22 protein-coding genes and 2 tRNA genes are annotated in these 22,884 nt (G+C 66.6%); 23 read left to right on the forward strand and 1 reads right to left on the reverse strand.

All coding sequences use genetic code 11. The features are described from left to right. Positions 1 to 134 precede the first annotated feature (134 nt). The 4 genes from trpA (at position 135) to ACGHX3_RS06660 (ending at position 4,272) form a co-directional block, all read left to right on the forward strand. The gene (trpA, locus tag ACGHX3_RS06645) at positions 135 to 932 is read left to right on the forward strand and encodes a tryptophan synthase subunit alpha (protein ID WP_394696826.1); all 798 of its coding nucleotides are present in this window, start codon (positions 135 to 137) and stop codon (positions 930 to 932) included. An 87-nt stretch (positions 933 to 1,019) separates the two neighbouring features. After that, positions 1,020 to 1,913, forward strand: a complete 894-nt coding sequence (gene accD, locus ACGHX3_RS06650; protein ID WP_394696827.1) for an acetyl-CoA carboxylase carboxyltransferase subunit beta — start codon at positions 1,020 to 1,022, stop codon at positions 1,911 to 1,913. After that, on the forward strand, positions 1,910 to 3,259 hold the full coding sequence (glmM, locus tag ACGHX3_RS06655) for a phosphoglucosamine mutase (RefSeq protein ID WP_394696828.1): 1,350 nt from the start codon (positions 1,910 to 1,912) through the stop codon (positions 3,257 to 3,259). The genes accD and glmM overlap by 4 nt, the downstream gene beginning before the upstream one ends. Positions 3,260 to 3,333: 74 nt before the next feature. Continuing rightward, the gene (locus tag ACGHX3_RS06660; protein ID WP_394696829.1) at positions 3,334 to 4,272 is read left to right on the forward strand and encodes an isopenicillin N synthase family dioxygenase; all 939 of its coding nucleotides are present in this window, start codon (positions 3,334 to 3,336) and stop codon (positions 4,270 to 4,272) included. Positions 4,273 to 4,342: 70 nt separating this feature from the next. On the opposite strand, the gene ACGHX3_RS06665 is transcribed toward ACGHX3_RS06660, so the two are convergent. Continuing rightward, a complete protein-coding gene (locus tag ACGHX3_RS06665; protein ID WP_394696830.1) occupies positions 4,343 to 5,155 on the reverse strand; it encodes an SDR family NAD(P)-dependent oxidoreductase in 813 nt (270 codons plus the stop codon). A gap of 108 nt (positions 5,156 to 5,263) precedes the next feature. On the opposite strand from ACGHX3_RS06665, the gene tpiA reads away from it, so the two are divergent. The 19 genes from tpiA to rimP all read left to right on the forward strand — a co-directional run bounded on the left by tpiA (position 5,264) and on the right by rimP (position 22,884). Continuing rightward, positions 5,264 to 6,022, forward strand: a complete 759-nt coding sequence (gene tpiA / locus ACGHX3_RS06670; protein WP_394696831.1) for a triose-phosphate isomerase — start codon at positions 5,264 to 5,266, stop codon at positions 6,020 to 6,022. 58 nt (positions 6,023 to 6,080) lie between these two features. Beyond that, positions 6,081 to 6,530, forward strand: coding sequence for a preprotein translocase subunit SecG (gene secG / locus ACGHX3_RS06675; protein ID WP_394696832.1), 450 nt, complete (start codon positions 6,081 to 6,083; stop codon positions 6,528 to 6,530). A gap of 40 nt (positions 6,531 to 6,570) precedes the next feature. Next, positions 6,571 to 6,655, forward strand: a tRNA-Leu gene (locus ACGHX3_RS06680). Between the two features lie 300 nt (positions 6,656 to 6,955). Continuing rightward, positions 6,956 to 7,312 carry an NADH-quinone oxidoreductase subunit A gene (locus ACGHX3_RS06685; protein WP_162108536.1) on the forward strand — a complete coding sequence of 119 codons (357 nt, stop codon included), beginning with the start codon at positions 6,956 to 6,958 and terminating at the stop codon, positions 7,310 to 7,312. Continuing rightward, entirely contained in the window at positions 7,303 to 7,857 is a 555-nt protein-coding gene (locus ACGHX3_RS06690) for an NADH-quinone oxidoreductase subunit B family protein (RefSeq protein WP_055943825.1), read from the forward strand. Before ACGHX3_RS06685 ends, ACGHX3_RS06690 begins: the two co-directional genes overlap by 10 nt. 42 nt (positions 7,858 to 7,899) lie before the next feature. Next, positions 7,900 to 8,625, forward strand: a complete 726-nt coding sequence (locus ACGHX3_RS06695; RefSeq protein WP_213601590.1) for an NADH-quinone oxidoreductase subunit C — start codon at positions 7,900 to 7,902, stop codon at positions 8,623 to 8,625. Then, positions 8,622 to 9,926 carry an NADH-quinone oxidoreductase subunit D gene (locus tag ACGHX3_RS06700; RefSeq protein WP_394696833.1) on the forward strand — a complete coding sequence of 435 codons (1,305 nt, stop codon included), beginning with the start codon at positions 8,622 to 8,624 and terminating at the stop codon, positions 9,924 to 9,926. Before ACGHX3_RS06695 ends, ACGHX3_RS06700 begins: the two co-directional genes overlap by 4 nt. Continuing rightward, positions 9,923 to 10,450 carry an NADH-quinone oxidoreductase subunit NuoE gene (gene nuoE, locus ACGHX3_RS06705; RefSeq protein ID WP_162336583.1) on the forward strand — a complete coding sequence of 176 codons (528 nt, stop codon included), beginning with the start codon at positions 9,923 to 9,925 and terminating at the stop codon, positions 10,448 to 10,450. The genes ACGHX3_RS06700 and nuoE overlap by 4 nt, the downstream gene beginning before the upstream one ends. A gap of 4 nt (positions 10,451 to 10,454) precedes the next feature. Then, positions 10,455 to 11,840: an NADH-quinone oxidoreductase subunit NuoF gene (gene nuoF / locus ACGHX3_RS06710; protein WP_394696834.1), complete on the forward strand. Its 1,386-nt coding sequence runs from the start codon at positions 10,455 to 10,457 to the stop codon at positions 11,838 to 11,840. Then, complete coding sequence (gene nuoG, locus ACGHX3_RS06715; protein WP_394696835.1) at positions 11,837 to 14,071, forward strand: NADH-quinone oxidoreductase subunit NuoG; 2,235 nt, start codon at positions 11,837 to 11,839, stop codon at positions 14,069 to 14,071. Before nuoF ends, nuoG begins: the two co-directional genes overlap by 4 nt. Continuing rightward, complete coding sequence (nuoH, locus tag ACGHX3_RS06720) at positions 14,068 to 15,159, forward strand: NADH-quinone oxidoreductase subunit NuoH (protein ID WP_394696836.1); 1,092 nt, start codon at positions 14,068 to 14,070, stop codon at positions 15,157 to 15,159. Before nuoG ends, nuoH begins: the two co-directional genes overlap by 4 nt. Positions 15,160 to 15,162: 3 nt before the next feature. Further along, on the forward strand, positions 15,163 to 15,651 hold the full coding sequence (gene nuoI / locus ACGHX3_RS06725) for an NADH-quinone oxidoreductase subunit NuoI (RefSeq protein WP_162108528.1): 489 nt from the start codon (positions 15,163 to 15,165) through the stop codon (positions 15,649 to 15,651). A 10-nt stretch (positions 15,652 to 15,661) separates the two neighbouring features. Further along, a complete protein-coding gene (locus ACGHX3_RS06730; RefSeq protein ID WP_394696837.1) occupies positions 15,662 to 16,315 on the forward strand; it encodes an NADH-quinone oxidoreductase subunit J in 654 nt (217 codons plus the stop codon). Further along, positions 16,312 to 16,617, forward strand: coding sequence for an NADH-quinone oxidoreductase subunit NuoK (gene nuoK, locus ACGHX3_RS06735; protein WP_162336588.1), 306 nt, complete (start codon positions 16,312 to 16,314; stop codon positions 16,615 to 16,617). Before ACGHX3_RS06730 ends, nuoK begins: the two co-directional genes overlap by 4 nt. Before the next feature lie 16 nt (positions 16,618 to 16,633). Continuing rightward, a complete protein-coding gene (gene nuoL / locus ACGHX3_RS06740) occupies positions 16,634 to 18,856 on the forward strand; it encodes an NADH-quinone oxidoreductase subunit L (RefSeq protein WP_394696838.1) in 2,223 nt (740 codons plus the stop codon). Between the two features lie 58 nt (positions 18,857 to 18,914). Beyond that, entirely contained in the window at positions 18,915 to 20,426 is a 1,512-nt protein-coding gene (locus tag ACGHX3_RS06745; protein ID WP_162336590.1) for an NADH-quinone oxidoreductase subunit M, read from the forward strand. 9 nt (positions 20,427 to 20,435) lie between these two features. Continuing rightward, positions 20,436 to 21,899 carry an NADH-quinone oxidoreductase subunit NuoN gene (gene nuoN, locus ACGHX3_RS06750; RefSeq protein ID WP_162336591.1) on the forward strand — a complete coding sequence of 488 codons (1,464 nt, stop codon included), beginning with the start codon at positions 20,436 to 20,438 and terminating at the stop codon, positions 21,897 to 21,899. Positions 21,900 to 22,027: 128 nt separating this feature from the next. Next, positions 22,028 to 22,104 (forward strand) — tRNA-Met (locus ACGHX3_RS06755). 165 nt (positions 22,105 to 22,269) lie between these two features. Beyond that, positions 22,270 to 22,884: a ribosome maturation factor RimP gene (rimP, locus tag ACGHX3_RS06760; RefSeq protein WP_394696839.1), complete on the forward strand. Its 615-nt coding sequence runs from the start codon at positions 22,270 to 22,272 to the stop codon at positions 22,882 to 22,884.

Raw genomic sequence — 22,884 nt, forward strand, 5'->3', positions numbered from 1 at the left:
TCCTTCAAGGGGAGCGTCGGGGAGGGGAGGGTGTTTGTTTTGCCGAGCGTGCTGATCATTCCTTCCACACCATCCCCACCCAACCCTCTCCTTGAAGGGGAGGGCTTACAAGCCCGACCTGCTGGATATCTCCGATGAGCCGTTTCGAACAGAAATTCGCCGAACTGAAATCCGCAGGCCGCAAGGCCCTGGTGCCGTTCATCACCGCCGGCGATCCCTCGCTGGAATCCACGGTGCCGGTGATGCACGCATTGGTTGCGGCCGGTGCCGATGTCATCGAGCTGGGCGTGCCCTTCTCCGATCCGATGGCCGACGGCCCGGTCATCCAGCGCAGCTCGGAGCGCGCGCTGGCACGCGGCGCAGGCCTGCGCTACGTGCTGGAGGCGGTCGAGGTGTTCCGCCAGCAGGACGATGGCACGCCGATCGTGCTGATGGGCTACCTGAACCCGGTCGAGATCCACGGCGCCGAACGGTTTGCCCGCGAGGCGGTGGCCGCCGGTGTCGACGGCGTGCTGCTGGTCGATCTGCCGCCGGAAGAGGCCGAGGACACGCGTGCGGTGTTCGACCGGGAAGGGCTGGCGCTGATCGCGCTGGCCTCGCCGACCACCTCGCCCGAGCGCCTGCGGATGCTGTGCGACACCGCGCAGGGCTACCTGTACTACGTCAGCTTCGCCGGCGTGACCGGCGCCTCCGACCGGCTGGACACGGCCGCGGCGGGCGAACGACTGAAGCAGCTTCGTGCGGGTTCGCGGGCGCCCGTCGTGGCCGGTTTCGGCATCAAGGACGCCGACAGCGCCCGCGCGATGGCGGCCGATGCCGATGGCGTCGTGGTCGGCAGTGCGCTGGTGGCCGCGTTGGCAGAGGCTGGTGGCGACGCCCCGGCGCGGGCAGCGGCGTTCCTGGCTCCGTTGCGCGCGGCGCTGGACGGCTGAGCCTCCGTACGGTTGTGCATGGACGACTGAGCTAAACTGCCGCGCTAATCCACGAGGCCCCGCCAGGGGCAGGCAGCAAGACCACGCATGAGCTGGCTCAGCAAACTGATGCCGTCGGGCATCCGCACCGAAGGCACCGCAGGCAAGAGCAAACGCAGCGTCCCCGAGGGGCTGTGGGAAAAATGCGACCGCTGCGGCGCGGTGCTGTACCGGCCGGAGCTGGAGGAAAACCTGGAGGTCTGCCCGAAGTGCAGCTTCCACATGCCGATCCGCGCCCGCGCCCGTCTGGCGGCGCTGTTCGATCCCGGCAGCACCCGCGAGATCGGCGCCACGCTCGGCCCGACCGACGTACTGAAGTTCAAGGACCAGAAGAAGTACGCCGACCGCATCAAGGCCGCGCAGAAGAGCACCGGCGAGCGCGATGCGCTGATCACGCTGCAGGGCACGCTCAAGGGCCGCGACCTGGTCGCCAGTTCCTTCGACTTCGCCTACATGGGCGGCTCGATGGGCTCCGTGGTCGGCGAGCGCTTCTCGCTCGGTGCGGAGAAGGCGCTGGAGATCGGGTCGCCGTTCGTGTGCTTCTCCGCCAGTGGTGGCGCGCGCATGCAGGAAAGCCTGTTCTCGCTGATGCAGATGGCGAAGACCTCCGCCGCGCTCGGACGCCTGCGCGAAGCCGGCCTGCCGTACATCTCGGTGATGACGCACCCCACCACCGGCGGCGTGTCGGCCAGTTTCGCGATGCTGGGCGACATCAACCTCGCCGAGCCGGAGGCGCTGATCGGCTTCGCCGGCCCGCGCGTGATCGAGCAGACCGTGCGCGAGACGCTGCCGGAAGGCTTCCAGCGTTCCGAGTTCCTCGTCGCGCACGGCGCGATCGACCAGATCTGCGACCGCCGCGAGATGCGTGACCGCCTGGCGGACCTGCTGGCGTTGTTGATGCGACAGCCCAAGCCCGAAGACAGCGAACTGGTGACCGCATGAGCCGCAAGTACTTTGGCACCGACGGCATCCGTGGCCGCGTCGGTACCAGCCCGATCTCGGCGGATTTCGTGCTGCGCCTCGGCAACGCGCTGGGGCGCGTGCTGTGCGAGAACAGCAGCGGCGCCCGTCCGGTCGTGGTGATCGGCAAGGACACGCGCATTTCCGGTTACATGTTCGAGGCCGCGCTGGAAGCCGGCCTGGTCGCCGCCGGCGCCGATGTGCAGCTGATGGGCCCGATGCCGACGCCGGCCGTCGCGTTCCTGACCCGTACGCTGGGTGCCGATGCCGGCATCGTGATCAGCGCCTCGCATAACCCGCACTACGACAACGGCATCAAGTTCTTCTCCGCCGAAGGCGAGAAGCTGGACGACGCCACCGAGGCAGCCATCGAAGCCGCGCTGGATGGCGAGTTCGTCACCGTCGAATCCGACAAGCTCGGCAAGGCGATCCGCACGCGCGACGCGGTCGGCCGCTACATGGAATTCTGCAAGGCCAGCGTGCCGCGCCGCTTCGACCTGAAGGGGCTGAAGCTGGTGCTGGACTGCGCGCACGGTGCGACCTACCACATCGCGCCGCTGCTGTTCCGCGAACTGGGCGCCGACGTGATCACCATCGGCGCGGAGCCGAACGGCATCAACATCAATGATGGCGTGGGTTCCATGCACATCGACAACCTGGCCGCGAAAGTGCGGGAGACCGGCGCACACCTCGGCATCGCGTTCGACGGCGACGGTGACCGCGTGTTGATGGCGGACGGGCAGGGTGCGCCGGTGGATGGCGATCAGCTGATCTACCTGCTGGCCCGCGACTGGCAGGCGAGCGGGCGGCTGCGCGGCCCGGTGGTCGGCACGCTGATGACCAACTACGGTCTGGAGCGCGCGCTGGGCAAGCTCGAGATTCCGTTCGTCCGCACCAAGGTCGGCGACCGCTACGTGCACCAGGCGCTGGTCGAGGGCAATGCGGTGCTCGGCGGCGAAGCGTCCGGCCACCTGCTGTGCCTGGACCGCACGACGACCGGCGACGCGATCATCGCGGCGCTACAGGTGCTGGAGGCGCTGAAGCGCCGCAAGGTCACGCTGCGCGAGGCGCTGGACGGCCTGACGATGCTGCCGCAGAAGACCATCAACGTGAAGCTGGCCAGCGGCGCCAGGCCGACCGAAGCGGCCAGCGTGCAGGCCGCACTGGCGCAGGCGCAGGCGGCGGTGTCCGGGCGGGGGCGCGCCTTCCTGCGTCCTTCCGGCACCGAACCGGTCGTGCGCGTCACCGTCGAAGCGGACGACGACACGCTGGTGAAGAACACGCTGGAAACGCTGGCCGAGGCCGTGCGCGCCGCCGCCGCGGCCTGAGCCGGATCGATGAACCTCTGGCGCGGTGATGGTCCCCGGGCCTCCTGCGCCTTTCCCTTGTTGGAGCAGATTGCATGAGTGCCCGAATTCCCACGCTGGACATCACCCGTTTCGATACCGACCGCGAGGCCTTCGTGGCCGAACTCGGCGCCGCGTATCGCGAATGGGGCTTCGCCGGCATCCGCAACCACGGGATCCCGCAGGCGCAGATCGACGCGGCCTACGATGTGTTCAAGCGCTTCTTCTCGCTGCCCGACGATGCCAAGAAGCGCTATCACGTGCCAGGCAGTGGTGGCGCGCGCGGCTATACCGCGTTCGGCGTGGAGACCGCGAAGGACTCCAAGCATTTCGACCTCAAGGAGTTCTGGCACATCGGTCGCGAGATCCCGGACGATTCGAAGTACCGCGACGTGATGCCGCCGAACCTGTGGCCCGATGAAGTGCCCGGCTTCCGCGAGCATGGCTATGGGCTGTACCAGGCGCTCGACCAGTTGGGTTCGCGCGTGCTGTCGGCGCTGGCGCTGCACATCGGCCTGCCCGAGACCTACTTCGCCGACAAGACCGATTCCGGCAACTCGATCCTGCGCCCGATCCACTATCCGCCGATCACCGCCGACGACATCCCGAACGTGCGCGCGGGTGCGCACGAGGACATCAACCTGATCACGTTGCTGGTGGGCGCCAGCGCCGCCGGCCTGGAAGTGCGGTCGAAGCAGGGCGAGTGGGTGCCGTTCACCTCGGACGCCGACACCATCGTGGTCAACATCGGCGACATGCTGCAGCGCCTGACCAACCACGTGTATCCGTCGACCACGCACCGCGTGACCAACCCGCCGGGCGAACAGGCGCGCCAGCCGCGCTATTCGGTGCCGTTCTTCCTGCACCCGAATCCGGACTTCCTGATCGACGTGCTGCCGTCCACGATCACCGCGGACAATCCGAAGCGGTACCCCGAGCCGATCACCGCGCAGGGCTACCTGGAAGAGCGCCTGCGCGAGATCAAGCTGAAATAGGGCGGGCCCAGGCCCGCCATCGCACGACACACGACGCCGGCATGTCCGGCGTCATGCGTTTGAGGCGGTCTCAATCCAGCGGCCGCACCTTGCGCGAGTTGCGCGCCATCATCCCCAGTGCCAGCCGGTGCGGCAGCAGCTTCACGATGGCGTGCAGCACGCGGTAGCGCCAGCCGGGCACCACCAGCACGTCGCCCCGCTCGTTGCCATTGATGGCGGCACGCGCCACCTCCGTGGCCTGCAGCCACATCGTCGGCGACACGCGCATCCGCGCGCGCGTGCCGGTGACATCGTGGAACTCGGAGTAGGTGAAGCCCGGACACAGGGCAGTGACATGCACGCCCTTGTCGGCGTTCTCCAGCGCCAGCGCCTCGCTGAACTTCAACAGGAAGGCCTTGGCCGGTGCGTACAGCGTCTGTCCATCGGCGGCCGGCATCAGTGCGGCGAACGACGCGACGTTGAGGACGCGGCCCTGGCCCGAGGTGCGGATCGACGGCAGCAACCGCCAGGTCAGTTCGCACACGCTGGTCACCATCACCCGCAGGAAGTCGGAATGGTCGGCCCAGTCGCTGCTGCGGTAACGTCCAGGCAGGCCGTACCCGGCGTTGTTGACCAGGATGCGGATCTTCACGCCGCGCCGCTCGAGTTCGGCGACCAGCGCCTCGGGCGCGGCAGGATCGGCCAGATCCGCCGCCACGATCTCCACCGGCACCTGTGCCTGCAGTTCTGCGGCCAACGCCTGCAGCCGGTCGACGCGGCGTGCCGTCAGCACCAGCGGGACACCACGCTTCGCGTACTCCCGTGCGATCTGCTCGCCGATACCGCTGGAGGCGCCCGTGACCAGGGCGTAGCCGGCAGGAGGGGCAGGGGTGGCGTCGGACATGCGGGCTCCTGGGCGAGCGAAGGGGTTCAGGCACGATAGCGCGCGGGTAGGTGTACCGCCCAACATCGGCTAGACTGCGCGCCCTCGAACTGGACAGGAATTGGTCTTATGCGTCGCAAGCTCGTGGCCGGCAACTGGAAGCTCCATGGCACCCGCGGTTTCGCCAACGCGCTGATGGACGAACTGGTCGCAGGCCTGCCGCTGGACGGCGTGGACCTGCTGATCCTGCCGCCGCTGCCCTATCTGGGCGAGCTGATCGAGGACTACGCCGGCCGTGGCGTGGCCTTCGGCGCGCAGGACGTCAGCAGCAACGAAAAGGGCGCCTACACCGGTGAAGTCTGTGCCGCCATGCTGGTGGACGTGGGCGCGCGCTACGGGCTGGTCGGGCATTCCGAGCGTCGCCAGTACCACAACGAGAGCAGCGAACTGGTGGCGAAGAAGTTCGTCGCCGCCAGGAACGCCGGCCTGATCCCGGTGCTGTGCGTGGGCGAGACCGAGCAGCAGCGCAAGGACGGGCAGACCGAGTTCCGTATCCAGAAGCAACTGCAGGCGGTGTTCGACCTGGCCGGCCCGCAGGCCTTCGATGGCGCCGTCATCGCCTACGAGCCGGTCTGGGCCATCGGCACCGGCCTGACGGCTACGCCAGCCCAGGCCCAGGCGGTGCATGCGTTCATCCGTGGCGAAGTCGCCGCGCGCGATGCTAGAATCGCCGGCTCGTTGCCTCTCCTGTACGGCGGCAGCGTGAAGCCCGACAACGCCGCGGAACTGTTCTCGCAGCCCGATGTCGATGGAGGGCTCGTGGGCGGCGCTTCCCTGGTCGCCCGGGATTTTCTGGCCATCGCGCAGGCGGCGGCCGGTCGGGGGTGACCCCGGCACGACCGGTCCATCGGGACCGGGCGACTCAACCGGTTGAGACTGATTCCAAATGTGGATGTTGATCCTGAATGTGGTGTACGTGCTGGTGGCCATCGCCATCATCGCGTTGGTGCTGATGCAGCGGGGTTCCGGCGCCCAGGCGGGTTCGGGCTTCGGCGGCGGCGCCTCCGGCACGGTGTTCGGCGCGCGCGGCGCGTCCAACTTCCTGTCCAAGAGCACCAAGTGGCTGGCCATCGCGTTCTTCGGCATCAGCCTGTTCATGGCCTGGTACGCGACGCACAGCGCGCGTCCGACCACCCAGCAGAACCTCGGTGTGATGTCCGAGCTGCCCGCAGCGCCGGCTGCGCCGGTGGGCGAACTGCCGAAGCCGTCCACCGTGCCGAGCACGCCCATCCAGCAGGCGCCCGCCGCGCCCGCGACGGATGGCGCGCCCGCCGCACCGCAGGAGTCGGCGCCGGCAACCGGAACGCCGCCGGTGACGCCGCCGCAGGGCGGCTGATCGCGGATACAATGGCGCGGCGTACCGCGCAGGTTTCAAAGCCCAGGTGGCGGAATTGGTAGACGCACTACCTTGAGGTGGTAGCGGCGAAAGTCGTAGGGGTTCGAGTCCCCTCTTGGGCACCAATCGGCGGGTCGGCGGCAACGTCGCTCCCGCATGGAAAAACCCGCCTTCCGGCGGGTTTTTTCTTTTGCCGACTGCGGTGATATGCGCCGGTAATCGTTTACTAGCGAGTTCACGAACCGTTACAATCCCGCCGATTCATCGGGCGCCCGGTACGTGTTGCGGAAGGGCTCCCGCCGAAGATGGGCCCGGTGGTTGCGCCACGGGTCGCGTACGGCCTGGCCGGACGCGGGCGATGCGAGCCCCATTCATGCCGTGCCGCGTCGTGCGCGCCGGCGGATAGGACAAGACGAGACAAGCGAGTGCTGGCCAATTACCTGCCCACCCTGTTGTTCCTGATCGTCGCCACCGGCATCGGCATCGCGCTGATGGTGGCCGGTCGCTTCCTCGGCCCGCGTCGCCCCGACGCCCAGAAGCTGTCCCCGTACGAATGCGGCTTCGAGGCCTTCGAAGACGCGCGCATGAAGTTCGACGTGCGCTACTACCTGATCGCCATCCAGTTCATCGTGTTCGATCTGGAAATCATCTTCATTGTTCCGTGGACGCTGGTGTTCCAGGAGCTGGGTCCGCGTGCGCTGGTCACGATGGGCCTGTTCGTGGGCATGCTGTTCCTCGGCTTCGTTTACGTTTGGAAGAAGGGAGCGCTCGAATGGGAGTGATCCAGACCGTCGATCGTCTGATGAACAACCCGATCCCGGAAGGGCGGGTGGACGACATCCTGCGCCCCGAAGGCGACAACCCGCTGCTGGAAAAGGGCTACGTCACCACCAGCGTCGACGCGCTGATGAACTGGGCGCGTACCGGTTCGATGTGGCCGATGACCTTCGGCCTGGCTTGCTGCGCCGTCGAAATGATGCACGCCGGCACGTCGCGCCTGGACCTGGACCGCTACGGCGTGGTGTTCCGCCCGTCGCCGCGCCAGTCCGACGTGATGATCGTGGCCGGCACGCTGGTCAACAAGATGGCCCCGGCGCTGCGCAAGGTCTACGACCAGATGCCCGAGCCGAAGTGGGTCATCTCGATGGGCAGCTGCGCCAATGGCGGCGGCTACTACCACTACTCGTACTCCGTCGTCCGCGGTTGCGACCGCGTCGTGCCGGTGGACGTGTACGTGCCCGGTTGCCCGCCCACGGCCGAAGCGCTGGTGTACGGCATCCTGCAGTTGCAGAAGAAGATCTGGCGCACGCAGACCATCGCGCGCTGATCCTCCTTTCCCCCGAATCCTTTCTAGAGCACGCCACGCCCCATGGCTGAGCAAGCTGCAAACTTCACCGACCAGCTGCGCGCCCGCTTCGCGGACGCCACGGTCAGCGTGGCCGAGCCGCGCGGCGAGATCACCCTGGAAGTACCGTCCGCCTCCTGGCACGCGGTCTGCCTGGCGCTGCGCGACGAGTTCGGTTTCGAACAGGCCGTCGATGTCAGCGGCGTGGACTACCTGGGTTACGGCAGCGCCGAGTGGGATACCGCCGACGTGTCGTCTGAAGGCTTCAGTCGCGGTGTCGAGGGCTTCGGTCCGGGCCGCTTCAACTGGGACCAGCGTCCGCGCGACGCCGTTCGTCCCAACCGCTTCGCCGTCGTGCTGCACCTGCTGTCGTACCAGCACAACCGTCGCGTGCGCGTGCGCTGCTTCGCGCCGGATGACGGCCTGCCGGTGGTCGCGTCGCTGTGCGACGTGTGGCCGGGCCTGAACTGGTTCGAGCGCGAGGCGTTCGACCTGTACGGCATCATCTTCGAAGGCCATCCGGACCTGCGCCGCATCCTGACCGACTACGGCTTCGTCGGTCATCCGTTCCGCAAGGACTTCCCGCTGATCGGCAACGTCGAAGTCCGCTACGACGAAGAGAAGAAGCGCGTGGTGTACGAACCGGTCACCTCGGTCGAGCCGCGTGTCGGCGTGCCGCGCGTGATCCGCGACGACGCCCGCTACCAGACCGCCGCCGGCGAGCAGGCCGCGCGCGAGGGCAAGGCATGAGCAATCCGCAATCCGGCGTCGCGTTCGCCAGCAATCCTGCCGAAAGCAAGCAGGAAATCCGCAACTACACGCTGAACTTCGGGCCCCAGCATCCGGCCGCGCACGGCGTGCTGCGCCTGATCCTGGAGATGGACGGCGAGACCATCGTCCGTGCCGATCCGCACGTGGGCCTGCTGCACCGGGGCACCGAGAAGCTGGCCGAGTCCAAGCCGTTCAACCAGTCGATCGGCTACATGGACCGCCTCGACTACGTGTCGATGATGTGCAACGAGCACGCCTACGTGCGCGCCATCGAGACCCTGATGGGCATCGAGGCGCCGGAGCGCGCGCAGTACATCCGCACGATGTACGACGAGATCACCCGCATCCTGAACCACCTGATGTGGATCGGCTCCAATGCGCTCGATCTCGGCGCGATGGCGGTCATGCTGTACGCCTTCCGTGAGCGTGAAGAGCTGATGGACTGCTACGAAGCGGTCAGCGGCGCGCGCATGCACGCGGCCTACTACCGGCCGGGCGGCGTCTACCGCGACCTGCCGGACCGCATGCCGAAGTACAAGGAATCGCCCTGGCGCAAGGGCAAGGCGCTGAAGCACTTCAACCAGGCGCGCGAGGGCTCGCTGCTCGACTTCCTGGAAGACTTCACCAAAGAATTCCCGAAGCGCGTCGACGAGTACGAGACGCTGCTGACCGACAACCGCATCTGGAAGCAGCGCACCGTCGGCATCGGCGTGGTCGCGCCGGAGCAGGCGCGCGCCTGGGGCATGACCGGCGCCATGCTGCGCGGTTCGGGCATCGCCTGGGACCTGCGCAAGAAGCAGCCATACGCGAAGTACGACGCGGTCGATTTCGACATCCCGGTCGGCGTCAACGGCGACTGCTACGACCGCTACCTGGTCCGCGTCGCCGAGATGCGCCAGTCCAACCGCATCATCCAGCAGTGCGTGACGTGGCTGAAGGCCAACCCCGGCCCGGTCATGGTGCAGAACTTCAAGGTCGCGCCGCCCTCCCGCGAGGAGATGAAGGACGACATGGAAGCGCTGATCCACCACTTCAAGCTCTTCAGCGAGGGCTACTGCGTGCCGGCCGGCGAGACCTACGCCGCGGTCGAAGCGCCGAAGGGCGAGTTCGGCTGCTACCTGGTGTCCGACGGCGCCAACAAGCCGTTCCGCGTGAAGCTGCGCGCGCCGGGCTTCGCGCACCTGTCCTCGATGGACGAGATCGTGCGCGGCCACATGCTCCCCGACGTCGTCGCGATGATCGGTACCTATGATCTTGTCTTTGGTGAGGTGGACCGATGAGGGCCACGGGTAATTTCGAAGCGGCGCAGAACGTCGATCCGCTGGTGGCGTTGAGCGACAAGACGCGCGCGCACATCGATCACTGGCTGACCAAGTTCCCGCCGGACCGCAAGCGTTCCGCGGTGCTGCAGGGCCTGCATGCCGCGCAGGAACAGAACGAGGGCTGGCTGACCGACGAGCTGATCGCCGCCGTCGCCAAGTACCTCGACCTGCCGCCGGTGTGGGCGTACGAAGTCGCCAGCTTCTACTCGATGTTCGAGACCGAGAAGGTCGGCCGCAACAACGTGGCCTTCTGCACCAACATCAGCTGCTGGCTCAACGGCGCCGAGGATCTGGTCGCGCACGCGGAGAAGAAGCTCGGCTGCAAGCTGGGCGAATCCACCGCCGACGGTCGTGTCTACCTGAAGCGTGAAGAAGAATGCGTCGCCGCCTGCTGCGGCGCGCCGGTCGTGGTCATCAATGGTCACTACCACGAGAAGCTGACGCCGGCGAAGGTCGACGAGCTGCTGGACGGGCTGGAGTAAGCGCATGGCAGGCCATTCCCCAGATTCAAACAAGCACGGTTCCGAAGGCTACGGCCCGGTCGGCCCCGCTCCCAAGGAGCACCAGGCCGTCTACACCACGCTGCACTTCGACAAGCCGTGGTCGTACGAGAACTACCTGAAGACCGGCGGTTACGCCGCGCTGCGCCGGATCATCGAAGAGAAGATCCCGCCGGCCGACGTCGTCGAGATGGTCAAGCAGTCCGGCCTGCGCGGCCGCGGCGGCGCGGGCTTCCCGACCGGCCTGAAGTGGAGCTTCATGCCCAAGGGCGACATGCAGAAGTACATCCTCTGCAACTCGGACGAATCCGAACCGGGTACCGCCAAGGACCGCGACATCCTGCGCTACAACCCGCACGCGGTGATCGAGGGCATGGCCATCGCCTGCTACGCCACCGGTTCGACCGTGGGCTACAACTACCTGCGCGGCGAGTTCCACCACGAGCCGTTCGAGCACCTGGAAGAAGCCACCGCCGAGGCCTACAAGCACGGCTGGCTGGGCAAGAACATCCTCGGCTCCGGCGTGGACATCGACCTGTACAACGCGCTCGGCGCGGGCGCCTACATCTGCGGTGAGGAAACCGCGCTGATGGAGTCGCTGGAAGGCAAGAAAGGTCAGCCGCGCTTCAAGCCGCCGTTCCCGGCAAATTTCGGCCTGTACGGCAAGCCGACCACGATCAACAACACCGAGACCTACGCGTCGGTGCCGGCGATCGTGCGCAACGGCGCCGAGTGGTTCATGAATCTGGGCAAGCCCAACAACGGGGGCTGCAAGATCTTCTCGGTCTCCGGCCACGTCGCGAAGCCGGGCAACCACGAGATCCGCCTGGGCACGTCGTTCGCCGACCTGCTCGACCTGTGCGGTGGCATGCGCGAAGGCCGCAAGCTCAAGGCGGTCATCCCGGGCGGCTCCTCGATGCCGGTGCTGCCGGGCGAGGTGATGATGGGCCTGACGATGGACTACGACAGCATCCAGAAGGCCGGCTCCGGCCTGGGTTCGGGCGCCGTCGTCGTGATGGACGACACCACCTGCATGGTGCGTGCCTGCCAGCGCATCGCGCGCTTCTACTACAAGGAAAGCTGCGGCCAGTGCACGCCGTGCCGCGAAGGCACCGGCTGGATGTACCGCATGCTGACCCGCGTCGCCGAGCACAAGGCCACGATCGAAGACCTGCAGACGCTGCGTGCGGCGGCCGGCCAGATCGAAGGCCACACCATCTGCGCGTTCGGCGAAGCCGCCGCGTGGCCGGTGCAGGGCATGCTGCGCCACTTCTGGCACGAATTCGAATACGCGATCGTCAACAAGCGCTTCCTCGTCGACGACGAGCGCAACGGCACGGTGGTCCGTTCCAACCTGGAGGTGGCCGCGTGAGTGCGCAGCCCGTGAATCCCAACCTGCCGCCGGACCACGTCACCGTCTTCATCGACGGGCAGGAGCTGGCCGCGCCCAAGGGTTCGATGATCATCCAGGCCGCCGACAAGGCCGGCATCCCGATCCCGCGCTTCTGCTACCACGAGAAGCTGCCGATCGCGGCCAACTGCCGCATGTGCCTGGTCGAAGTCGAGAAGATGCCGAAGCCGGCGCCGGCCTGCGCCACGCCGGTGATGGACGGCATGAAGATCGCCACGCGCAGCGACAAGGCGTTGAAGTCGCAGCGCAACGTGATGGAATTCCTGCTGATCAACCATCCGCTGGACTGCCCGATCTGCGACCAGGGCGGCGAGTGCGAGTTGCAGGACCTGTCGCTGGGTTACGGCCGTTCGGTCAGCCGTTTCCAGGAACGCAAGCGCGTGGTGCCGGACGAGGACATCGGTCCGCTGGTCGCCACCGAGATGACCCGTTGTATCCAGTGCACGCGCTGCGTGCGCTTCACCGCGGACGTCGCCGGCACCTACGAGCTGGGCGGCATGTACCGTGGCGAGAACCTGCAGATCGGCACCTACGACGGCAAGCCGCTGACCACCGAGATTTCCGGCAACGTCATCGACGTGTGCCCGGTGGGCGCGCTGACCAACAAGGTGTTCCAGTTCCGCGCCCGTCCGTGGGAACTGATCGCACGCGAGTCCGTCGGTTTCCACGACGCGATGGGCTCGAACGTGTTCTACCACTCGCGCCGTGGCCAGGTGCTGCGCACCGTGCCGCGCGAGAACGAAGCGGTCAACGAGTGCTGGCTGTCCGATCGCGACCGCTATTCGCACCAGGGCCTGTACGCCGACGACCGCGCGGTGAAGCCGCTGCAGAAGGTCAATGGCGAGTGGCGCGAAGTGTCGTGGGGTGAAGGCCTGGCGGCGGCTGCCGAGATCCTGCGCGCGAACCGCGGCGACAGCCTCGGCATGCTGGTGCATCCGGCCGTGTCGAACGAAGAGGGCGGCCTGCTGGCGAAGCTGGCCGGCGGCCTCGGCACCGGCAACCTGGACCACCGCATCAATACCCGCGACTTCTCCGACGGCGCCGTCGCCGAGCCGTTCGCACTGCCGCTGGCGGAGATCGAACAGGCCGATGTCATCGTGCTGTTCGGCACCAACCTGCGCCACGAGCTGCCGCTGCTGCACCAGCGCATCCGCAAGGCCGTCCGCACGGGCGCCAAGGTGCACGTGGTCAACCCGGTCGACTTCGACTTCGCCTTCGGCATCGCCGGCAAGCACATCGTTGCGCCGTCGAAGCTCGGTGACGCGCTGAACGATGCCGCGTTGCGCGACATCGCCAAGGCCGCGAACCGCGCCGTCGTGATCGTCGGCGGCATCGTCGAGAACCATCCGCAGGCGTCAACGCTACGCGCCGCTGCCGCGGCGTTCGCGGGCGCGACCGACGCGTCGCTGTGCCGCATTCCGCAAGGCGCGAACGCGGTCGGCCTGGCCCGTCATGGCGTGCTGCCGACCGGTCGCGACGTGGCCGGCATGTTCGCCGAGCCGCTCAGCGCCTACGTCATCTACGGCATCGAGCCGGGCCTGGACTTCGCCGATACGCCGGCCGCTTCGCGCGCGCTGGCCTCGGCCAAGGTCGTGGCCTTCAGCCACTTCGCCTGCAAGTCGACGCGCGACGTGGCCGACGTGATCCTGCCGATCGGCCTGCTGCCGGAAATCGAAGCGACGCTGACCAACCTGGATGGCAGGGACCAGCGCACGCAGGCCGCCGGCAAGCTGCCGGGCGAAGCGCGCGACGGCTGGAAGGTGCTGCGTGCCCTGGGTGGCGAACTGCAGCTGGCCGGTTTCGAGTTCACCGACATCGCCGGTGCGCGCGAGGCCATCGGCGATGCCAAGGCCGTCGCTGTCGCCAAGTCGGCCGCGCCTGCCGCCAATGGACAGGGTCTGGAACTGGCGGTCACCGCGGCGATCTACCGCACCGACGGTACCGTCCGCCGCGCCGAAGCGCTGCAGGCGCACCCGCTGAACGTGGGCGACCGCATCGTGCTGAATCCGGCCGACGCTCAGGCCGCCGGCGTCGCCGAAGGCCAGATGGCGAAGGTCGGCAACGGCGTCGGCACGGCCGCGCTGCCGGTGGTGGTGGATGCCCGTGTCGCCGCGGGCGTCGCCTGGATCGAGAGCGGCTACGGTGCCACGGCACCGCTGGGCGCTGGACGCGTCACGGTGGTGAGCGCATGAACGAGATGTTGATCAACGTGGTCGGCCCCCTGCGCGAGTGGTTCTTCGGGCTGGGCGACATCGGCATGATCCTGTGGATCGTGCTGAAGATCCTGGCCATCGCCATGCCGGTGATCATTTCGGTCGCGTTCTACGTGGTGTGGGAGCGCAAGCTGATCGGCTGGATGCATGTGCGCCACGGACCGATGTACGTGGGCATGGGCATCTTCCAGGCCTTCGCCGATGTCTTCAAGCTGCTGTTCAAGGAGATCATCCAGCCCAGCAGCGCGCAGAAGACGATGTACATCCTGGCGCCGCTGATCACGCTGGCGCCGGCGTTCGCGGCGTGGGCGGTGGTGCCGTTCGATTACCAGCTGGTGCTGTCGAACGCCAATGCCGGCCTGCTGTACCTGCTGGCGATGACCTCGCTGGGCGTGTACGGCATCATCATCGCCGGCTGGGCCTCCAACTCGAAGTACGCCTTCCTCGGCGCGATGCGCTCGGCCGCGCAGGTCGTCAGCTACGAAATCGCGATGGGCTTCGCCCTGGTCGGCGTGCTGATCGCCGCCGGCAGCCTCAACCTGACCGACATCGTGATGGCGCAGGCGGGCGACTCCGGCTTCTTCGAGTGGTTCTGGCTGCCGCTGTTCCCGCTGTTCATCGTGTACTGGGTGTCCGGCGTCGCCGAGACCAACCGCTCGCCGTTCGACGTGGTGGAAGGCGAATCGGAAATCGTCGCCGGCCACATGGTCGAGTATTCGGGCGCGGCGTTCGCGCTGTTCTTCCTGGCCGAATACGCCAACATGATCCTGGTCAGCTTCCTGGTGTCGCTGTTCTTCCTCGGCGGCTGGCTGAGCCCGCTGCAGGGCTGGATCACCGCCGACGTGTCGCCGTGGATCAACTGGATCTGGACCGGCGGCTGGCCGTGGCTGCTGCTGAAAGTGCTGTTCTTCGCCAGCGCCTACATCTGGTTCCGTGCCAGCTTCCCGCGCTATCGCTACGACCAGATCATGCGCCTGGGCTGGAAGGTGTTCATCCCGCTCACGATCTTCTGGATCGCGGTGACGGCAGTGATGGTGTTCTTCGGCGTGTTCGAGAAGGGTGTGTAAGACATGAGCAAGGTTGTGCACTACTTCAAGAGCCTGATGCTGCTGGAGCTGCTCCAGGGCCTGTGGCTGACGCTGAAGTACACCTTCAAGCCGAAGTACACGCTGATGTACCCGATGGAGAAGTTCCCGCAGTCGCCGCGCTTCCGTGGCCTGCACGCGCTGCGCCGTTATCCCAACGGCGAAGAGCGCTGCATCGCCTGCAAGCTGTGCGAAGCGGTCTGCCCGGCGCTGGCGATCACCATCGATTCGGCCCCGCGCGAGGACGGCACCCGCCGCACCACGCGCTACGACATCGACCTGTTCAAGTGCATCTACTGCGGCTTCTGCGAAGAGAGCTGCCCGGTGGACTCGATCGTGGAAACGCACGTGCTGGAGTACCACTTCGACAAGCGCGGGCAGAACATCGTCACCAAGCCGCAGCTGCTGGCGATCGGCGACCGGCTGGAAGCCGAGATCGCCGAGCGCCGCGCCGCCGACGCCGCCTTCCGCTGAGGTCCGAAGAATGGATTGGGTCCTGATCAGTTTCTACGCCTTCGCCACCGTCGCGGTCGTTGCCGCCGGCGCGGTGATCAGCGTGCGCAACCCGGTGCATGCGGTGCTGTGCCTCATCCTGACGTTCTTCTCGGTGGCCTGCATCTGGCTGCTGGTGGGCGCGGAGTTCCTGGGCGTGGCGCTGATCCTCGTCTACGTGGGCGCGGTGATGGTGCTGTTCCTGTTCGTGGTGATGATGCTCGACATCGACGTCACTGCCATGCGCGAGGGGTGGGTCAGATTCCTGCCCGTCGGGTTGCTGGTGGCGGTGGTCATGCTGGCGCAGATGCTGGTGCTGATCGGCATCAAGGCGAAGATGGCGGTGCCGTTCCAGGACAACGCCGCGTCCGCCGCGGCGGACGTGTCCAACACGGCCTGGCTGGCGCGGACGCTGTTCACCGAGTTCCTGCTGCCGTTCGAGTTCGCCGCCGTCATCCTGACCGTGGCCGTCGTGGCCGCCGTGATGCTGACGCTGCGCAAGCGCACCGGCATCAAGACGCAGGACCCGGGCGAGCAGTCGCGGGTCAAGGCGGGCGACCGCATCCGCATGGTGTCGATGCCGGCCGAGAAGCCGGTGCGCGAGACGCCGGCCAGCGCGCCGGTGGAAGGGGAGGGCAAGGCATGATTTCCGTAGGCCACCTGCTGGCGCTCGGCGCCGTGCTGTTCTGCATCAGCCTGGCGGGCATCTTCCTCAACCGGAAGAACGTCATCGTGCTGCTGATGTCGATCGAACTGATGCTGCTCTCGGTGAACATCAACTTCGTCGCGTTCTCGCGCGAGCTGGGTGATGCGGCCGGCCAGATCTTCGTCTTCTTCATCCTGACCGTGGCCGCGGCCGAGGCCGCCATCGGCCTGGCGATCCTGGTCACCCTGTTCCGCACCCGGCGCACGATCAACGTGGCCGACGTCGATACGCTCAAAGGCTGATGCACCGATGACCGGTATGGAAGTCCTCCTCTCCAAGAACGTGCTGCTGGCCATCGTGCTGGCGCCGCTGCTGGGCAGCATCATCGCCGGGCTGTTCGGCCGCATCGTCGGCCGCGCGGGCGCCCACACCGCGACCATCCTGGGCGTGGCGACCAGCTGCGCGCTGTCGTGCTGGGTGCTGTACCAGCTGGTGGCGCAGGGCGCGTCGCCGTTCAACGAGAACCTGTACACGTTCTTCGAAGTGGGCAACATCAGCGGCCATGTCGGTTTCATGATCGACAAGCTGACGGCGATGATGATGGTCGTGGTGACCTTCGTGTCGCTGCTGGTCCACCTGTACACGATCGGCTACATGGCCGAAGACCCGGGTTACCAGCGCTTCTTCAGCTACATCTCGCTGTTCACCTTCAGCATGCTGATGCTGGTGATGAGCAACAACTTCCTGCAGCTGTTTTTCGGCTGGGAAGCGGTGGGCCTGGTCTCGTACCTGCTGATCGGTTTCTGGTTCAAGCGCCCCACGGCGATCTTCGCCAACATGAAGGCGTTCCTGGTCAACCGCGTGGGCGATTTCGGCTTCCTGCTCGGCATCGGCTGCGTGCTGCTGATGTTCGGCACGCTGGACTACGCCACCGTGTTCGCCAATGCCTCGCTGCTGGCGGGCAAGGCCATCCCGGTCTGGTCGGGCGCGGTCACCCTGTTCGGCAGCACCTTCCAGGTGCTCGACGAGCCGATGATCTGGTCGATGGCCACGCTGACCTGCATCTGCCTGTTCATCGGTGCGATGGGCAAGTCGGCGCAGGTGCCGTTGCACGTGTGGCTGCCCGACTCGATGGAAGGCCCCACCCCGATCTCGGCGCTGATCCATGCCGCGACGATGGTGACCGCGGGCATCTTCATGGTCGCGCGCATGTCGCCGCTGTTCGAGCTGTCGCAGACGGCGCTGGACTTCGTGCTGTTCATCGGCGCAACCACGGCGCTGTTCACCGGCCTGATCGGCATCGTGCAGAACGACATCAAGCGCGTCGTCGCGTACTCCACGCTGTCGCAGCTGGGCTACATGACGGTGGCACTGGGCGTGTCGGCGTACTCGGCGGCCGTGTTCCACCTGATGACGCATGCGTTCTTCAAGGCGCTGCTGTTCCTGGCAGCCGGCTCGGTCATCATCGGCATGCACCACGAGCAGGACATGCGGAAGATGGGTGGCCTGCGCAAGTACATGCCCATCACCTGGATCACCAGCCTGATCGGCACGCTGGCGCTGGTCGGCACGCCGTTCTTCTCCGGCTTCTACTCGAAGGACACCATCATCGAGGCCGCCAAGCACCATCAGCACGTCGCGCACGAGGTGGGCAGGGAAGTTGGCGAGATGGGCGTGATGGCGGCGCAGAACATCCAGGGGCCGAGCGAGTGGATCGCCACCTACGGTTACTGGGCGGTGTTGCTCGGCGTATTCGTCACCAGTTTCTACAGCTTCCGCCTGTTGTACCTGACGTTCCACGGCAAGGAGCGCTTCCGCGACGCCCATGCCGACGATCATGGTCACGGCCATGACGCGCACCATGATGCGGCGCATGACGACCACGGGCATCACGGCGCGCATGTGCCGCACGAGTCGCCGTGGGTGGTGACGGTGCCGCTGGTGCTGCTCGCCATACCATCGATCTTCATCGGCTTCTTCACCATCGGCCCGATGCTGTTCGGTACGGACTGGAGGGGACACCACGAGGCGACGCCGTTCTTCCTGGGCGCGATCGATTTTCTGCGTGTCGACCCGAGTGTGGCGCTGTCGCCTCGCGATACCGTGATGGCGTTGAAGGAGGAGTTCTGGCACGGGCCGGTCGGCTATGCGATCCACGGCATGCAGATGCCGCCGTTCTGGCTGGCGCTGGGCGGTTTCCTGCTGGCCACGTTCCTGTATCTGTTCAAGCCGGAGCTGCCGGGCAAGATCCGTCGCAGCACCGTCGGCGCCTTCCTGACCAACATCCTGGACAAGAAGTACTGGGCCGACCACCTGTGGATCAACGGGTTTGCCGGCGGCGGCGTGAAGCTGGGCAAGGCCTCGCGCGCCTTCGACACGTACGTGATCGACGGCGCGGCGGTGAACGGCACGGCGAAGCTGGTCGACCTGGGCGCGCAGCTGCTCCGCAAGACCCAGTCCGGTTACCTGTACCACTACGCGTTCGCGATGATCGTCGGCCTGATCCTGCTGCTGGGCGTCGTCATCAAGTTTTGGCAGTAACGACCTGGCGCCGCCCCGTGCGGAGCGTCCTGGCGAAGAACTCAACGGATAACACAACGTGTCGAACTGGCCCCTGCTTAGTGTTCTGATCTGGCTGCCCATCCTGGGTGGCGCGCTGGTGCTCGCCGTGGGCAACGCCCGCGCCGACGCGGCCCGCTGGCTGGGCCTGGCGGTCGCCGTGCTGACGTTCGTCTTCAGCATCGGCCTGCTGACCGGCTTCGACTACGCGAATCCGGGTCTCCAGTTCGTCGAGACCCGCGCCTGGATCCCGAGCTTCGACATCCACTACAACCTGGGCGCCGACGGCATCGCGGTGGCCCTGCTGCTGCTCAACACGCTGATCACCGTGCTGACCCTGGCCGGCGCGTGGGGCTCGGTGAACAAGCGCGTGGCCCAGTACGTGGCCGCGTTCCTGATCCTGGAGGGCCTGACCAACGGCATCTTTGCCGCCAGCGACGCGGTGCTGTTCTACGTGTTCTTCGAGGCGATGCTGATCCCGATGTTCCTGATCATCGGTGTCTGGGGCGGTCCGCGCCGCATCTACGCCTCGCTCAAGTTCTTCCTGTACACGTTCCTCGGCTCGGTGCTGATGCTGGTCGGCCTGGTGTACCTGTACATCAAGGGCGGCAGCTTCCAACTCGCTGACCTATATACGCTGCCGTTGAACGCCAAAGAGCAGACCTGGCTGTTCTTCGCCTTCCTCATCGCATTCGCAGTCAAGATCCCGATGTTCCCGGTGCACACCTGGCTGCCGGATGCGCACGTCGAGGCGCCGACCGCTGGCTCGGTGATCCTGGCCGCGATCGCGTTGAAGATCGGCGGCTACGGCCTGCTGCGCTTCAGCCTGCCGATCGTGCCGGACGCCGGCCACGAGTGGGCCATGTTCGTCATCGTGCTGTCGCTGATCGCCGTGGTCTACGTGGGCCTGGTGGCGCTGGTGCAGGACGACATGAAGAAGCTGATCGCCTATTCGTCGGTCTCGCACATGGGCTTCGTCACGCTGGGCATCTTCATCGCCTTCAGCCTGGTGCGTGATTACGGCAACCTGGATGGTGCGCGCCTCGGCCTGCAGGGCGCGATGGTGCAGATGATCAGCCACGGTTTCATCTCCGGCGCGATGTTCACCTGCGTCGGCGTGCTCTACGACCGCATGCACACCCGCATGATCAAGGACTACGGCGGCGTCATCAACACGATGCCGTGGTTCGGCGCCTTCTTCATCCTGTTCGGCATGGCCAACTCCGGCCTGCCGGGCACCAGCGGTTTCGTCGGCGAGTTCATGGTCATCCTGGCCAGTTTCCAGCAGCATCCGCTGATCGCCTTCTTCGCCGCGACCACGCTGGTGATCGGCGCGGCCTACACGCTGTGGCTGGTCAAACGCGTGATCCTCGGCGACGTGGCCAACGCGCACGTGGCCGAGCTGCAGGACGTGTCCTTGCGCGAAGCGGTGGTGCTCGGCGGCTTCGCCGTGTGCGTGCTGGCGCTGGGCGTGTATCCCAAGCCGCTGACCGACCTGATGGAACCGTCGATCGCGCAACTGGCGATGCAGCTCGCCAACAGCAAGCTGTAAGGAAGAACCATGACGACGCCGATGCCCATCTCCGCCGCCGACCTGCAGCCGCTGCTGCCCGAACTGACCCTGATCGGGGGCGCGTTCGCGCTGCTGATGCTGGACCTGTTCCTCGACAATTCCCGCCGCTTCATCACCCACGGCATCGCGCTGGTCGTCATGGCCGCCGTCGTGTGGATGCTGGCAACGGGCGTGGGCGGGCAGGGCGCCGTGTTCAGCGGCATGTTCGTGCGCGACACGCTGGCCGATGTCAGCAAGGTCGTGATCGTCGCGGTCAGCGCGCTGTCGCTGGTCTACGGCTGGCCGTACCTGCGCGAGCGCAACCTGTATCCGGGCGAGGCGCCGGTGCTGGTCATGTTCGCCACCGCCGGCATGATGATGATGGTGTCGGCCGGCAGCCTGGTGATGGTCTACCTGGGCCTGGAACTGCTGGCGCTGTGCTCGTACGCGCTGGTCGCGCTGAACCGCGACGATGGGCTGGCGACCGAGGCGGCGATGAAGTACATCGTGCTGGGCTCGCTCGCGTCGGGCCTGCTGCTCTACGGCATGTCGCTGGTGTACGGCGCGACCGGCTCGCTGCACCTGCCGGCGATCTTCGATGCCGCCGGTGCGGCACTGGGCGGCAGCAGCGATGCGCGCATGCTGCTGCTGACGGGCGTGGTGTTCATGGTGGCCGGCGTCGCCTTCAAGCTGGGTGCGGCGCCGTTCCACATGTGGCTGCCGGACGTCTACCACGGCGCCCCGACGCCGGTGACGCTGTTCATCAGCGCGGCACCGAAGCTGGCCGCGTTCGGCATGGCGTTCCGCCTGCTGCAGGACGGCCTGGGTCCGGCCGCGGCGCAATGGCAGTGGCTGCTCGCCGGCCTGGCTGCCGCGTCGCTGGTGATCGGCAACGTCATCGCCATCGCGCAGACCAATCTCAAGCGCATGCTGGCGTACTCGACCGTCTCGCATGTCGGCTTCCTGCTGGTCGGCTTCGCCGGCGGCGGTGAAGTGGGCTACTCGGCGGCGCTGTTCTATGCGATCAGTTACGCGATCATGTCCGCGGCGGCGTTCGGCGCGATCATCGTGCTGTCGCGGCAGGGCTTCGAGGCCGACAGGATCGACGACTTCAAGGGCCTGAACGCGCGCAATCCCTGGCAGGCCGGCCTGGTGCTGTGCGTGATGGCGTCGCTGGCTGGTGTACCGCCGTTCCTGGGCTTCTGGGCCAAGCTGGTGGTGCTGGGCGCGGCCGTCAACGGCGGTTTCCTGTGGCTGGCCATCGTCGGCGTGCTGTGCGCGGTGATCGGCGCGTTCTACTACCTGCGCGTCATCAAGGTGATGTACTTCGACGAGCCGGTGGGCGAGGTTCCGCCGCCGCGCGCCGACCGCGTGGTGCCGATGGTGTTCGGCGTCAATGCGCTGGCCCTGCTGGCGCTGGGCATCGCCTGGAACCCGATCATGGCGTGGTGCAAGCTCGCTTTCGCGGGCTGAGGGCTGGATCAGTCCCGGATGTTCCGCCGGCGGGGGACCGCCGGCACGCGTGATGAACGCGATGTTTCAAGTTGGTGCATGACAAGGCTTGCAATGCACCGGCGTATTCATCATAATTTCGCTTCTGCTGCGGGGTGGAGCAGTCTGGCAGCTCGTCGGGCTCATAACCCGAAGGTCGCAGGTTCAAATCCTGCCCCCGCTACCATGTTTATCCGAGGTCGCCGATACCGGCGACCGACGAAAAGCCTGGGCACGCAACGACGCATGTTCCCGTCGTTGCACCGACATCCAGCGTATCGGACAAGGGGCCCATCGGGCCCCTTGTTTGTTTCAGCGACATGCAGAACCACGAACTATCGGCAGCGAATCCGTGAGCGACAAGGCCAACGACATCGCCAACCTGCTGGCACCCACCGTCCAGGCACTGGGCGTTGAGTTGCTCGGCATCGAATACCTGCCGGCGCCCGGCGGCGCGACCGTGCGCCTGTACATCGACGTGCAGGAAGCCGAGCGCGCCACGCGTCACGTCAACATCGAAGACTGCGAAGCGGTCAGCCGTGAAGTGTCGGCGCAGTTGGACGTCGAGGATCCGATCTCCGGCAATTACACGCTGGAAGTGTCCTCGCCGGGCGTGGACCGCCCGCTGTTCCAGCTGGCGCACTACGCGCGCTTCGTCGGCGAGTCGGCCAAGATCGTGCTGAAGCTGCCGCAGGACCGTCGTCGCCGCCTGCAGGGCATGATCAGCCGTATCGAAGGCGACAACATCGTCTTCACCGTGGACGACGCCGAGATGACGGTGGCGTTCGACAATATCGACAAGGGACGACTGGTCCCGGACTGGGCCGCCCTCGGCCTGGCGCCAGAGAAACCCGGTGGTGGCCGCAAGGCCGGCGCCAAGAAGGCAGCGGACGCCAAGCGCGCCCCTGCCAAACAAGCCAAGAAAAAACCCAACCAACCGGCGGCCCGCAAGCCGCGCGCGGAGTGA

The organism is Pseudoxanthomonas japonensis (assembly GCF_043632995.1).
In the GTDB taxonomy this organism is placed as follows: domain Bacteria; phylum Pseudomonadota; class Gammaproteobacteria; order Xanthomonadales; family Xanthomonadaceae; genus Pseudoxanthomonas_A; species Pseudoxanthomonas_A japonensis.

What these genes read in the sequence shown, in the direction of transcription:
- nuoK (WP_162336588.1), top strand. Translation starts at nt 16,312, where the DNA reads ATGATTTCCGTAGGCCACCTGCTGGCGCTCGGCGCCGTGCTGTTCTGC.
- nuoI (WP_162108528.1), top strand. Translation starts at nt 15,163, where the DNA reads ATGAGCAAGGTTGTGCACTACTTCAAGAGCCTGATGCTGCTGGAGCTG.
- ACGHX3_RS06665 (WP_394696830.1), bottom strand. Translation starts at nt 5,155, where the DNA reads ATGTCCGACGCCACCCCTGCCCCTCCTGCCGGCTACGCCCTGGTCACG.
- secG (WP_394696832.1), top strand. Translation starts at nt 6,081, where the DNA reads ATGTGGATGTTGATCCTGAATGTGGTGTACGTGCTGGTGGCCATCGCC.
- nuoL (WP_394696838.1), top strand. Translation starts at nt 16,634, where the DNA reads ATGGAAGTCCTCCTCTCCAAGAACGTGCTGCTGGCCATCGTGCTGGCG.
- glmM (WP_394696828.1), top strand. Translation starts at nt 1,910, where the DNA reads ATGAGCCGCAAGTACTTTGGCACCGACGGCATCCGTGGCCGCGTCGGT.
- ACGHX3_RS06660 (WP_394696829.1), top strand. Translation starts at nt 3,334, where the DNA reads ATGAGTGCCCGAATTCCCACGCTGGACATCACCCGTTTCGATACCGAC.
- nuoH (WP_394696836.1), top strand. Translation starts at nt 14,068, where the DNA reads ATGAACGAGATGTTGATCAACGTGGTCGGCCCCCTGCGCGAGTGGTTC.
- ACGHX3_RS06690 (WP_055943825.1), top strand. Translation starts at nt 7,303, where the DNA reads ATGGGAGTGATCCAGACCGTCGATCGTCTGATGAACAACCCGATCCCG.
- nuoN (WP_162336591.1), top strand. Translation starts at nt 20,436, where the DNA reads ATGACGACGCCGATGCCCATCTCCGCCGCCGACCTGCAGCCGCTGCTG.
- ACGHX3_RS06730 (WP_394696837.1), top strand. Translation starts at nt 15,662, where the DNA reads ATGGATTGGGTCCTGATCAGTTTCTACGCCTTCGCCACCGTCGCGGTC.
- accD (WP_394696827.1), top strand. Translation starts at nt 1,020, where the DNA reads ATGAGCTGGCTCAGCAAACTGATGCCGTCGGGCATCCGCACCGAAGGC.
- ACGHX3_RS06700 (WP_394696833.1), top strand. Translation starts at nt 8,622, where the DNA reads ATGAGCAATCCGCAATCCGGCGTCGCGTTCGCCAGCAATCCTGCCGAA.
- tpiA (WP_394696831.1), top strand. Translation starts at nt 5,264, where the DNA reads ATGCGTCGCAAGCTCGTGGCCGGCAACTGGAAGCTCCATGGCACCCGC.
- nuoE (WP_162336583.1), top strand. Translation starts at nt 9,923, where the DNA reads ATGAGGGCCACGGGTAATTTCGAAGCGGCGCAGAACGTCGATCCGCTG.
- trpA (WP_394696826.1), top strand. Translation starts at nt 135, where the DNA reads ATGAGCCGTTTCGAACAGAAATTCGCCGAACTGAAATCCGCAGGCCGC.
- ACGHX3_RS06695 (WP_213601590.1), top strand. Translation starts at nt 7,900, where the DNA reads ATGGCTGAGCAAGCTGCAAACTTCACCGACCAGCTGCGCGCCCGCTTC.
- nuoF (WP_394696834.1), top strand. Translation starts at nt 10,455, where the DNA reads ATGGCAGGCCATTCCCCAGATTCAAACAAGCACGGTTCCGAAGGCTAC.